Source organism: Alcanivorax sp. HI0044 (genome assembly GCF_001634945.1).
Genome location: NZ_LWEZ01000302.1, coordinates 1 through 11,834 on the forward strand (window position 1 = coordinate 1; position 11,834 = coordinate 11,834).

The window sequence follows — 11,834 nt, forward strand, 5'->3', positions numbered from 1 at the left end:
GAAAATCTTCAGGTGCCAGTCCCCCCTCTCCCCGAACAACAAAAAATAGCAGCCATCCTGTCCTCCGTCGATGACGTGATCGAAAAAACACGCGCACAGATCGACAAGCTGAAAGACCTGAAAACCGGCATGATGCAGGAGCTGTTGACCAAAGGCATTGGGCATACCGCGTTCAAGGATTCGCCGGTGGGGCGGATTCCGGAGGGGTGGGAAGTTGTTGGTTTAGAGTCCCTGTTGGCAAAAGTTGACTACCCTATGAGAAGTGGTCCGTTTGGCAGTTCTCTACTGAAGAGCGAGCTCGTTCAAAAAGGGATCCCTTATCTAGGGATTGATAACGTCCATGTTGAAAGGTTCGAGAATAAATTTCGGCGATTCGTATCAGAAGAAAAGTTTGAAGAACTCAAGCGGTACGCGGTCAGAGAAAAGGATGTAATGGTCACAATTATGGGAACTGTTGGCAGATGCTGCGTTGTTCCTGATGGCGTCGGCAGGGCTTTGTCTTCTAAGCATGTTTGGACAATGACCTTCGATCAAGAGTTATGTATTCCTGAGTTGATTTGCTGGCAAATAAATTATGCTAATTGGGTGCATGAGCAGTTCAAAAATGAGTCACAAGGAGGGGTGATGGATTCTATAAGCTCTAAAACCCTGAAGGGATTGCTCCTCCCGTTGCCTCCTATTTGCGAGCAACAGAAGATTGCTGAGGCACACGCAAGAATTTCTAGAGTCATATTGGGAAAGGCGGAAAAGCTATCCGCAACCACAAATCTCAAAAAATCCCTAATGCAAGACCTGCTCACCGGCAAGCTCAGAGTCAACGTCGATAACAAGGAGAACGCAGTCGCCTGATTGGCGTGACTGCCCGTTATGTTTCAGGATGAAGCCGAAAAAGTCGAAATTCCGGCCATTGCGCAGCTGACAACCGCTTTGGGGACGTAAACGTATGGACGCGCCCGCACAGATCGAAATTTACCAAAGCAGCGACCAAGGTCCCATTGAGGTGAGGCTGGAGCAGGACACCTTGTGGCTGTCTCAGGGCCAGATGGCAGAGCTGTTTGAGAAAGATGCCGATACCATCGGTTTACACCTGAAAAACATCTTCAAGGAAGGCGAACTGGATGCCGAGGCAACTACCGAGGAATCCTCGGTAGTTCGCCAAGAGGGCAAGCGGCAGGTACGCAGAAAGCTCAAGTTTTATAACCTGGACGCCATTATTTCCGTGGGGTATCGGGTGAACTCGAAAAAAGGTACCCAGTTTCGCATCTGGGCCACCCAGCGCCTGAAAGAACACCTCACCCGCGGCTACACCATCAACCAGCAGCGTTTTGAGCAAAACGCCCATGAACTGGAACAGGCCTTGGCGCTGGTGAAAAAAGCTGTGAAATCAACGGGGTTGGGGCTGGAAGAAGGGCGCGGGCTGGTGGAGATTGTCAGCCGCTATACGCAAACCTTCCTGTGGCTACAGCGCTACGACGAGGGTTTGCTGGAAGAACCCAGCGGTGAGGCGGGCGGTCAGCTGCCTTCGCCAGAGCAGGCCATGGCCGACTTGAAGGGCCTGAAAGCCCTGCTCATGGCGCGCGGCGAAGCCACGGCCTTGTTTGCCAACCCGCGTAGCGATGGTCTGGCGGGGATTTTCGGCAACCTTGAGCAAACGGTGTTTGGCGAGCCTGCCTACCCGGCGGTGGAAAGCAAAGCCGCACATTTGCTGTATTTCGTGGTGAAGAACCACCCCTTCAGCGATGGCAACAAGCGCAGCGGTGCCTGGCTGTTTGTGGACTTCCTGCACCGTAATGGCCGTTTGCTGAATGCCGCTGGCGAGGCGGTGATTAACGATACCGGCCTGGCGGCTCTGACCCTGCTGGTGGCGGAATCTGACCCGAAACAGAAAGACACGCTGATACGCTTGGTCATGAATATGCTGGCTCAGGATAGTAGCGAGAAGGAGGCCTGAGTGTTTCAGGACGAATACGACAAGGTTGAAGCGCCGGCCATTGAACAGCTCACGCAACTGGGCTGGTCTTATGTAAATGGTGCTGCGCTATCGCCTGACCTCGTCAGGCAAGAACGCGCTTATTTTCGCGATGTAGTGCTTGCCAAGCGGCTGGAGGCGGCCCTGCGCCGCCTGAACCCGTGGATCAGCGAGGAAAACCTGCGCAAGGTGCTGCGTGAGTTTACCCACCCCAATTTCGCCGGCCTGATTGAATACAACCAGGCCCTGTGGGAAATGCTCTGCTGCACTGGCGATCATGCCCTTTCCGTGGAGCAGGATCTGGGCTCGGGCCGCAAGGGGCAAACGGTCACCGTTGTGGATTTCGATAACCCGGCCAATAACGACTTTCTCTGCACCAGCCAGTTCAAGGTGGAAGGCGCGAACCAGAACATCATTCCCGACATTGTCTGCTTCGTGAATGGCCTGCCGCTGGCGGTGATCGAGTGCAAGTCTCCCTATTCCTCCTCGGATGCCATCGGCGAGGGCATCAACCAGCTACGCCGCTACGCCAACCTGCGCCGCCCGGAAGATGATGAAGGGGCGCAGAAGCTGTTCTGGTATAACCAGTTGATGGTGTCCACCTGCCGGGATCAGGCCCGGGTCGGCACCATCAGTTCCATGGCCCAGCATTACGGCGACTGGAAGGATGCTTACCCCTATACGGATGCGGATATCCGTGGGGTGCTGGCGAAGCCGGAGGCTGGGAGAGTAACGACCGACGGGAATGCCGCCAGCAAGATTGAAGATGTGCCGTCCACGGCCTATCTGGAACAGGTGAAGGCCATTCTTACTGGTGAAGGGGAAGCGGCCAATGGTGCAGGCGAAGCGGTGCAGAGCGATATCACCGCTCAGCAACGCCTGCTGATGGGCATGTTCAGCCACGACACCTTTCTCGACCTGATCCGCAATTTCATCCTGTTTGAACCGGTGGAAGGCCGCCTGATCAAGAAGGTGGCCCGTTACCAGCAGTACCGGGCAGTGAACAAGGTGATCGAGCGACTGAAGCACGGCACTACCCGTAAAGAAAAGTCCGGGGTGGTGTGGCACACCCAGGGCTCGGGCAAGTCGCTGACCATGGTCATGCTGGCGGTGAAGATGCGCCGCGACCCGGAACTGCAGAAGTACAAGCTGGTGTTCGTCACCGACCGTACCCAGCTGGACAGCCAACTTTCCGCCACCTTCCGCGATGCCCAGAACGAAACCATCTATAACGCCAACTCGGTGGCCAAGCTGAAAGAGCTGCTCACCAAGGATGCCTCTGACATTGTCACGGCCATGGTGCAAAAGTTTCAGGATGCCGAGGCGGAAGGCGACTTTACCGATCTGAACCCCAGCGACAAGATCATCGTGCTGGCCGACGAGGCCCACCGCACCCAGTTCGGCGGCCTGGCGGCTACAATCAATGCGGCCCTGCCCAATGCCCCCAAGATCGGCTTCACCGGCACCCCGCTACTGAAGACCCAGAAGATGGATCAGGCCTTTGGTGGCTACATCGACCAGTACAAGATCAATGAGGCGGTGGAAGACGGCGCCACGGTGCGGATCATCTACGAAGGCCGCCAGGCCCAGACCCAGGTGGTGGGCGAATCTCTGGACAAGCTGTTCGACGAATACTTCAAGGACAAGAGCGACGACGAGAAGCGCGAGATCAAGAAGAAGTACGGGGTGGAGCGGGCGGTGCGCGAAGCCCCGGCGCGGATTCGCTGGGTGTGCCTGGATCTGCTCAAGCACTACCGGGAGCATATCCAGCCCAACGGCTTCAAGGCCATGGTGGTGGTGGGCAGCCGCCATGCGGCCACGGTGTACAAGAAGACCCTGGATGAGCTGGGCGCGCCGCCGTCCGAGGTGATTATCAGTGGTAGCCACAATGACGAGGGCTACATTGCCAAGTACACCGACAAGGCCCAGCAGAAGCAGGCCATCGATGGTTTCAAGAAGCCCCTGAACGAGAACCCGCTGGCCTTCCTGATTGTGAAGGACATGCTGCTCACCGGCTTCGATGCCCCCATTGCCCAGGTGATGTACATCGACCGCAGCCTGAAGGATCACACCCTGATGCAGGCCATTGCGCGGGTGAATCGTACCTACAAGGGGAAGCAGGCGGGCTTTGTGGTGGATTACTACGGCCTGTCCGATTACCTCACCGAGGCGCTGGAGCAGTTCAGCAGCGATGACGTGGAAGGCACCTATGTCACCCTGAAGGACGAGATCCCCAAGCTGAAGGCGACGCATACGCGGGTGGCGCAGGTGTTCAGTGGCCTTAAGGGCTCGGATGTCGATGACTACGTGCTGTTCCTCAAGGACGAAGACATCCGCCAGCAATTCGAGCTGGCCTACAAGCGCTTTGCCCGGCAGATGGACGTGGTGCTGCCCGACCCGGCGGCCAAGCCGTTTATTGCCGACCTGAAGCTGTGGGGCAAGGTGCAGAACGCTGCCCGCAACCGCTACCGCGACCCGGGCCTGAATATCGCCGACGCCGGCGAGAAGGTGAGGCAACTGGTGGATGAGCACATCATCAGCACCGGCGTCGATCCGAAGATCCCGCCGGTGGACTTGATGGCCGCCAACTTCCGCGAATCCGTGGAGCAGATCAAATCCCCGGAATCCCGCGCCTCGGAGATTGAGAGCGCTATCAAGCACCACATCACCGTGAAGCTGGATGAAGACCCGGAATACTACAAGTCCCTGAGCCTGCGCCTGCGCGACATCATCGAGAAGACCAACGGCAAGTGGGAGCAGCAACTGGAATTGCTGCTGGACATGGTTGGGTCCATCGAGAGTAACCGTAAGCAGGAGGGGAATGACAAGGGCCTGGATGAAACCGAGATGGCTTTCTTCCGCATTTTGATGTCGGAAGTGGTTCGCCATACGGGCGAAGAGGTGGTGAGCGAGAGCGTCGAGGACGAGATCAAGACCACCACCCAAGCGCTGGTGGAGATGTTCAACGAAGCTACCCAGATCGTGGATTTCTTCAAGAAAGGCGAAGAGATCAAGCGCATGAAGAAGGCCATCAAGCGGGCGATCCTGGACTGCAGCTTTGGCGACAAGGCGATTGTGAATGTGGTGCAGGAGCGGTTTATGGATCTGGCGAAGACGAAGTTCAAGTAGACGCCTGCGAACCCGGTAGCTGTAGGAGCCCCACTTGAGGGGCGAATGTGGTGGAATGAGAGGTCAGTGCTGAACTCGGTTGGGGATGCAATCTCACCCTGTGGGAGCGGTGGTTCCACCGCGATTTTGGGTTTCAAGGAGGCTGCAAGCACAGATGGATCTGGTGCATCGCGGTGGAACCACCGCTCCTACAAGGAAGGTCTGGCTAACTGATTGAAATACAAGGAGCCAAGGATGGCTTTGTATGCTGATGGGCTGTCGCTGACAGTCACAGGCTTGCCGTCATACGTGAATCGCGTATACTTTGGGTCGAGCACCCCATGAAGGCGCTGTTTGTCGAGCTGCCGCCCTTCAGCCGCCACCGGGCGGACTACCTGAAAGACGAGGAATACCGGTTGCTCCAGGCCATGTTGCTGGAATCGCCCCACATGGGGGATGTGATTCAGGGCACGGGCGGGCTGCGCAAGGTGCGCTGGGTGGACAAGCGGCGCGGAAAGGGCAAGCGCGGTGGGGTGCGGATTATCTATTACTGGTACGCCGGTGGCGCACAGTTCTGGTTGTTCACCCTGTATGACAAGGATGAGGCAACCGATTTGACCGCTGACCAGAAGAAAGCCCTCAAGGCGCTGCTGGCGCGCGAGGTGGAGGCGAGAAGCCATGGCAAAGAAGACTGACAACAAGCGCGATATCTTCGGCGAACTGACCGAAGGCTTTGAGGCGTTGCAGGATGCCCGGGAGGGCAAGCAAACCCTGCAGACCACTGAGCTGGAACTGAAAGACCCGCTGGAAATTACCGCTGCAGAAATTCGTTCGCTGCGCGAAAGCCTGAAAGTGTCCCGCCCGATCTTCGCCAACATGCTACGCATGAGTGTGCGCACGCTTGAGCGCTGGGAGCAGGACCGTGGTAAACCGGACCAGGGCTCGACCACCCTGATGCGCCTGATTCAGCGCCACCCGGAAACGCTGGACTGGATCAGAGAGCTATAGCTTGAAGCGTCCTGAATTTATCGACGGCAACGGCTTTATTGCCGAAGTGATCCGCACCAGTCGCCGCAAGTCTGCCGATATCCGGGTGGAAGAAGGGGCGGTGTCGGTGGTGGTGCCGGCGGACGTTTCTTTGGAGCGTATTGGCGAATTGCTGGCGGCCAAACGCCGCTGGATCAAGGAAAAGATCGCGCTTCATCAGGAGATGACCCCGCCCAGCAGCAAGCGCTACGTCTCCGGAGAGTCCTTCTCCTACCTTGGCCGCAACTACCGGCTGAAAGTGGAAAAAGGCCTCTTCGCTCCGGTGAAATTGGTGCAGGGGCGTTTGCTGGTGTCCGTGCCCCAGGGCGCGGAACAACCCCACATGATCCGCAACGCCCTGATTCGCTGGTACAAGCGCCAGGCCGAAACGAAACTAAAAGATAAAGTCGCCCGCTGGGCGCCGCAGGTGGGCGTCACTGTCCCCAATGTGTCTATCAAAACCTTTAAATCCCGCTGGGGAAGCTGCACCGCGAAAGGTGAGCTGCAATTCAACTGGCAGATCATGATGGCCCCGAACCGTATGGTGGATTACGTGGTTGTCCACGAGTTATGTCATTTGATTCGCCATGATCACTCGCCGCAGTTCTGGGGTGAGGTGGGCAGGGTGCTGCCCGATTATGAAGAATGCCGGGAGTGGCTGAAGCGGCATGGGCATGTGATGGTTGTGTTGTAAAAGTCACTCAACAGCATAATGAATTTGACCGAGGTGACGTGATGATTTCTCCCTCTTTAAAAACCAAAATGGCATACTTCGCCAGCGTTCGCCGTCGCAATGATGCAGCGGGCTTGAGGCTGGAAGGTTTTGATGTTCCCGAAAAGGCGTCTGAACCACGGTTTTCTTCGAAAGAAGAAGCGGTACGTTTTCATTCCCGACAGCGATAATCTCTAGCCATTTTCGCTGGGATAACCTATTTCTGCCCCTTCGCCTTATACGCCGCCTTCCTGGCCTTCTTCTTCGCCTCCTTCTCCTCCTCTTTCAACCTGCGTATCTCCGCCACCTTCACATGCTCTTGCTCCGCCATGGCCGGGGTTTCCAGGGTGAGCTGGCCCAGTCTGCCGCCGCGGTATTCGCTGATCAGCAGGGTGGCGGCGCGGTCGAAGTCCACGTGGCCGCCGCTGCCCAGGCAGCCCCGTTGTTTGCCGATGGTTTCCAGGAAGGGCACGCCGTCTTCGGGCAGGTCGTCGCGTTTGAAGCGTTCTTTCATTTGTTGCGGGTAGGCCTGCATGAAGTATTCGGCAGCGAACAGGGCCACGTCGTCTTCCTGCATGGCGGTGGCCTTGATGGCGCCGGAGAGGGCCAGGCGGTAACCGCTGTCCGGGTTTTCGATTTTCGGCCAGAGAATGCCGGGGGTGTCGATGAGCACCAGGCCGTTGCGCAGGTCGATGCGTTGCTGGCGCTGGGTGACGGCGGGTTCGTTACCGGCTTTGGCGATGATGCGGCTGGCCAGGTTGTTGATCAGGGTGGATTTGCCCACGTTGGGAATGCCGGTGATCAGGGCGGTAACGCTGGTGGCGCGGTCGGTCCGCTTGCCGGCCATTTTCAGGGCGGTGTCCACCAGTTTGCGGATCTGTTCCGGTTTGTCGGTGGTGATGGCCAGAGCACGAACTTTCGGGTCCTGCTCCAGGTGATCAAGCCACTGCTGGGTGACGGCGGGGTCGGCCAGGTCGCTTTTGCTGAGCAGTTTCAGGCAGGGCTTGTCGGCCCGGAATTGTTCGATCACCGGGTTGGCGCTGCTGTAGGGCAGGCGCGCGTCCACCACCTCGATGATCAGGTCCACCTTGGGAAGAATGTCGCGGATTTCGCGGATGGCCTTGTTCATGTGGCCGGGGAACCAGTTGATGCTCATGGGGACGCCGTGTCGTATCGATTGAATGTGGTGGGGAGTATAAACCAGGTGGACGGGGGAGTGTTGCGGGCTGACTGGCGCAGGCAGGGTAAGGGCTCTGCCTGTTTTGACGGTTTTGGCCATCCGGGTGAAACGAATCGTCATTATTGTCTCAAGTCGCCTCCCGTACACTGGGCTGATTGAGTTTATACATAAGTGGAGTGCGTCATGGATCTGCAGGTGCCGGAACAGGAAGCATCATTTCGGGATGAGGTGCGAACCTTCCTGGAAGAAAGCCTCACCGATGAAATTCGCGAGGCGGGCAAGATGGTGACATCGGTGTTTTCACCGGTGAAAGAGGCCATGGCCTGGCAGACGATCCTGAACAACAAGGGCTGGGCGGCCCCGCACTGGCCAAAAGAGTTCGGAGGTACCGGCTGGAGCGTGACCCAACGGGCCATTTTCGCCGAAGAGCTGGTGCGTGCGGAAACCCCGCCACTGGTGCCCATGGGCTTGCACATGTGCGGGCCCTGCCTGATTGGTTGTGGCACTGAAGAGCAGCAGAAGGAATACCTGCCAAAGATCCTCAGCGGTGAACATTTCTGGTGCCAGGGTTACTCGGAGCCGGGTGCTGGCTCCGATCTGGCATCGTTGAAAACCTTCGCTGAGAAAGACGGTGATGACTACATCATCAATGGCACCAAGATCTGGACCACCTACGCCCATTACGCCAACAAGATGTTCGCGTTGGTGCGCACCCGCAAAGACGGCAAACCGCAACAGGGCATCACCTTCCTGTTGCTGGATATGGACCTGCCGGGTATTTCCATTGAACCCATCGTTGGTCTGGATGAAGTGACCGAGCAGTGCCAAGTGTTTTTCGACAATGTCCGCGTACCGCAGAAGAACCGTGTTGGTGAGGAAAACGATGGCTGGACGGTGGCCAAATACCTGCTCACGTTCGAACGCGGTGGCCAGGAGTATGCTCCCAGCCTTCATGTGCAGTTGGAAAAGATCAAGGTGATGGCATCCAAACAGCAGACCGCGTTTGGTGCCTTGCTGGACGATCCGGTATGGCAGCACAAGCTGGCCCAGCTGGAGGCGGATGTGCTGGCCCTGGAGTTTACGGAAATGCGTATCAAGTCGGCGCTGTCAGCCGGCAAGGATCCGGGGGCGCTGTCGTCCATGACCAAGATTCTGGGTACCGAGCTACTGCAGAAAGTGACGGAACTGCGCATCGAAACCCTGGGGGCGCAGGCGACGATCTGGCAGCCCCAGGCGCTGGTGCCCGGCGACGATCAGCCGATTACCGGGCCGGAATATGCGCTCACCGCCATGCCCCATTATCTCAATTCCCGAGCCTGCTCCATTTACGGCGGCTCCAATGAGGTGCAGCGCGGGATTATCGCCAAGGCGGTGTTGGGGCTTTGAGGGTGACTGAGGGCCGGGATTCGTCATGCGAGCATGACTTCCCGCAGGGGCTCTCGGTGGTGTCAGGTTTTGTGGGAAACCATGCTCGCATGGTGAAGGCTGGAACGGTGAGAGCCGGCAGCTACCCGGGAATGGAGAACAACGATGAATTTTCAGTTGAGTGAAGAACAGCAAATGCTGGCGGATAGCGCCAAGCGGTTTGTGCGCGACAACAGTGATGTCGAAACCCATCGGCAGAATAAAAAACTGATGCCCCTGGATACAGCCACCTGGCAGAAGCTGGCTGAACTGGGTTGGTTGGCGGTGCCGTTTGAGGAAGAACACGGGGGCATGGGCATGGGCCCGCTGGAAACCATGGTGCTGCTCGAGGCGCTGGGTGAAGGCCTGATCATGTCACCGTATATCGCCACCGTGGTGTTGGGTGGCGGGTTTCTGCGCCGGGCCGAGGCGTCCCAACAGGCGGAAACCATTCCCGCATTGATCGAGGGACGCTTGCAGCTGGCGTTTGCCGCTGAAGAGTACGAACGGGTTTTTAGCCTGGAAAACACCGCCCTTCAGGCCACAGTGAAAGGCGATAATGTGGTGTTGAATGGCACCAAGGCATCGGTGATGAATGGTGACCAGGCGGACCTGTTGGTGGTGCTGGCCCGTACCGCTGGACAGCCGGGTGATAAGGATGGTTTGTCTTTGTTTCTGGTAGATGCCAGTGCCGAAGGAATCGCGCGCGTGCCCCATCGCATGGTGGATGGCCGCCAGGGGGCAGAAATTCGCTTCTCAGACGTGACGGTGCCTGGTGTGGCTCGCATCGGTGAGCTGAACAAAGGCTATGATGTGGCCAAAGCGGTGCTGCATGAGGGGCTGTTGGCCTTGTCAGCAGAGAGTGTGGGAAGCATGTCCGTGTTGCTTAACGATACGGTGGAATACACCAAGACCCGCAAACAGTTCGGCTTGGCTATCGGTAAATTCCAGGTGCTGCAGTTCCGCATGGCGGATATGTTCATCGCTATGGAACAGACCCGCTCCCTGTTGCTGGCATCCACACTGAAATACGTGGAAGGCCACGAGGATGCGGATAAGGCGGTGTATGCCATGAAGGCCCAGTTGGGCCGTGCCGGACGCAAGATCGGCCAGGAAGCCATCCAGATCCATGGTGGCATGGGCATGACCGATGAATTGGGTGTGGGCCATTTCGTCAAGCGGTTGACGGCAGCGGATGGACTGTTTGGTAATGCGGATATGCATTTAAGGGCGATGGTGCAACCCGCCTGAGCCGATACCATGGCGGGGCTTGTTGCTTGGTCATGGAGGCATTGCTATGAAACGGAATTTGCGGGCTGGGGAGCCATGGGGTATATACCCTTGATGAGGGTATTCGCGCAGGTTGATCGCGTATCCGGTTCATATCACAGGGAGTTGGAATGTCTCGCAAAAATATCGCGTCGGCGGCGCTGCTCAAGAATCTTCAGGTTCCCCAGGGCGATAGAACCTACGAGAAAATTCTTGATGCCGGGTTGGCATTGTTCGTGGAATTCGGTTTGCGACGTACCACCATGGAAGATGTGGCCACCCGTGCGGGCATTGGTCGGGCGACGGCCTATCGTCGTTTTGCGGATAAGGACCAGTTGATTCAGGTGGTGATTCTGCGCGAATGCCAGCGACAACTGGCGATGATCGAAGATGAACTGGAGAAGCTGGACAGCGGCCTTGAACGTGTTCTTGAATCCTTCGTGCTGGCGGTGACCCGGGCCCACCGGCATCCGTTGCTGAAGCGGCTGCTGACTTCCGAACCGGAGACCATTTTGCCGCTACTGACGCAACGCCTGTGGCAAATGATGGGGTTCTTCCGTATCTATCTGGCGGGGTTGTTGCAGGTGGAGCAGGATAGCGGTGCTATTCGTCAGCAGCCCATGGAGCCCATGGCGGAACTGATGTTACGGCTTATGCAGTCCATGGTGCTGTCCCCTGATGGCGTATTGAACCCGGCCGATGCTGACAGCGTACGCCGGGTGGCGGAAGACTACCTGCGCCCGCTCCTGACACCTTGATTGTCTTCCTGACCCTCCTGACCCAATGTGACGGGTAATTGATCATTTTGTCCTAAACATAACAGTGAAAGCTGTATGCATGGGTTGCCTCTCGGCATGGGTGAGACGTATTTTTGTATTTGTCTCATAGCCAGTTATCGAGCTCCCCCATGACACAGACCGCTGAACAGACAGAACGACACCTGGACCTTCAACCGTTGGGACCTGACTCCCTGACCTGGCAGGACTTCGGTTCCTGGCGTTTTCACTTGATGCTGCCGCAGGCTTTTGTGCTGCAGGTGGCGCATCCGATTATCGATGCGGGCGTGGGAGAACACTCGGTCTATAAAACCGACCCCTGGGGCCGCGCCAAACGGTCTACCGAATTGCTCTGGCCCATTGTGTATGCGCGGCCCCAGCGTGCTATCG

General features: G+C 57.4%; 12 protein-coding genes. 11 read left to right on the plus strand and 1 reads right to left on the minus strand.

Annotation, left to right across the window (positions count from 1 at the left end; genetic code table 11):
• From A3730_RS03670 to A3730_RS30190, 7 genes are all read left to right on the plus strand, one after another.
• Positions 1–849, plus strand: an 849-nt coding sequence (locus A3730_RS03670; RefSeq protein WP_063537499.1) for a restriction endonuclease subunit S, incomplete at its 5' end; no start/stop codon positions are given.
• Between the two features lie 94 nt (positions 850–943).
• Positions 944–1,951 (plus strand): RhuM family protein, encoded by a 1,008-nt coding sequence (gene rhuM / locus A3730_RS03675; RefSeq protein ID WP_063518848.1) that lies wholly within the window; start codon positions 944–946, stop codon positions 1,949–1,951.
• On the plus strand, positions 1,952–5,098 hold the full coding sequence (locus A3730_RS03680; RefSeq protein ID WP_063518849.1) for a type I restriction endonuclease subunit R: 3,147 nt from the start codon (positions 1,952–1,954) through the stop codon (positions 5,096–5,098).
• A gap of 320 nt (positions 5,099–5,418) precedes the next feature.
• Complete coding sequence (locus A3730_RS03685; RefSeq protein ID WP_063518850.1) at positions 5,419–5,772, plus strand: hypothetical protein; 354 nt, start codon at positions 5,419–5,421, stop codon at positions 5,770–5,772.
• Positions 5,756–6,085 carry a DNA-binding transcriptional regulator gene (locus tag A3730_RS03690; protein WP_063518851.1) on the plus strand — a complete coding sequence of 110 codons (330 nt, stop codon included), beginning with the start codon at positions 5,756–5,758 and terminating at the stop codon, positions 6,083–6,085. The genes A3730_RS03685 and A3730_RS03690 overlap by 17 nt, the downstream gene beginning before the upstream one ends.
• 1 nt (position 6,086) lies before the next feature.
• Positions 6,087–6,797 carry a M48 family metallopeptidase gene (locus A3730_RS03695; RefSeq protein WP_063518922.1) on the plus strand — a complete coding sequence of 237 codons (711 nt, stop codon included), beginning with the start codon at positions 6,087–6,089 and terminating at the stop codon, positions 6,795–6,797.
• Positions 6,758–7,006 carry a YhfG family protein gene (locus A3730_RS30190; protein WP_156496774.1) on the plus strand — a complete coding sequence of 83 codons (249 nt, stop codon included), beginning with the start codon at positions 6,758–6,760 and terminating at the stop codon, positions 7,004–7,006. The genes A3730_RS03695 and A3730_RS30190 overlap by 40 nt, the downstream gene beginning before the upstream one ends.
• A gap of 26 nt (positions 7,007–7,032) precedes the next feature.
• Here A3730_RS30190 and ylqF read toward each other — a convergent pair whose 3' ends face one another.
• Complete coding sequence (ylqF, locus tag A3730_RS03700) at positions 7,033–7,971, minus strand: ribosome biogenesis GTPase YlqF (RefSeq protein ID WP_063518923.1); 939 nt, start codon at positions 7,969–7,971, stop codon at positions 7,033–7,035.
• Positions 7,972–8,178: 207 nt separating this feature from the next.
• Between ylqF and A3730_RS03705 the strand changes: the two genes are divergently transcribed.
• The 4 genes from A3730_RS03705 to A3730_RS03720 form a co-directional block, all read left to right on the plus strand.
• Positions 8,179–9,381 carry an acyl-CoA dehydrogenase family protein gene (locus A3730_RS03705; RefSeq protein ID WP_063518924.1) on the plus strand — a complete coding sequence of 401 codons (1,203 nt, stop codon included), beginning with the start codon at positions 8,179–8,181 and terminating at the stop codon, positions 9,379–9,381.
• 144 nt (positions 9,382–9,525) lie between these two features.
• Positions 9,526–10,650 carry an acyl-CoA dehydrogenase family protein gene (locus A3730_RS03710; protein WP_063518925.1) on the plus strand — a complete coding sequence of 375 codons (1,125 nt, stop codon included), beginning with the start codon at positions 9,526–9,528 and terminating at the stop codon, positions 10,648–10,650.
• Positions 10,651–10,799: 149 nt separating this feature from the next.
• A complete protein-coding gene (locus A3730_RS03715; protein WP_063518542.1) occupies positions 10,800–11,426 on the plus strand; it encodes a TetR/AcrR family transcriptional regulator in 627 nt (208 codons plus the stop codon).
• 149 nt (positions 11,427–11,575) lie between these two features.
• On the plus strand, positions 11,576–11,834 hold a 259-nt coding region (locus tag A3730_RS03720; protein ID WP_156500868.1), incomplete at its 3' end, for an oxygenase MpaB family protein.

Bases quoted from the DNA above. Each gene is read 5' to 3' on its own strand.
- rhuM (WP_063518848.1), top strand. From the start codon at position 944: ATGGACGCGCCCGCACAGATCGAAATTTACCAAAGCAGCGACCAAGGT.
- A3730_RS03685 (WP_063518850.1), top strand. From the start codon at position 5,419: ATGAAGGCGCTGTTTGTCGAGCTGCCGCCCTTCAGCCGCCACCGGGCG.
- A3730_RS03690 (WP_063518851.1), top strand. From the start codon at position 5,756: ATGGCAAAGAAGACTGACAACAAGCGCGATATCTTCGGCGAACTGACC.
- ylqF (WP_063518923.1), bottom strand. From the start codon at position 7,971: ATGAGCATCAACTGGTTCCCCGGCCACATGAACAAGGCCATCCGCGAA.
- A3730_RS03705 (WP_063518924.1), top strand. From the start codon at position 8,179: ATGGATCTGCAGGTGCCGGAACAGGAAGCATCATTTCGGGATGAGGTG.
- A3730_RS03710 (WP_063518925.1), top strand. From the start codon at position 9,526: ATGAATTTTCAGTTGAGTGAAGAACAGCAAATGCTGGCGGATAGCGCC.
- A3730_RS03715 (WP_063518542.1), top strand. From the start codon at position 10,800: ATGTCTCGCAAAAATATCGCGTCGGCGGCGCTGCTCAAGAATCTTCAG.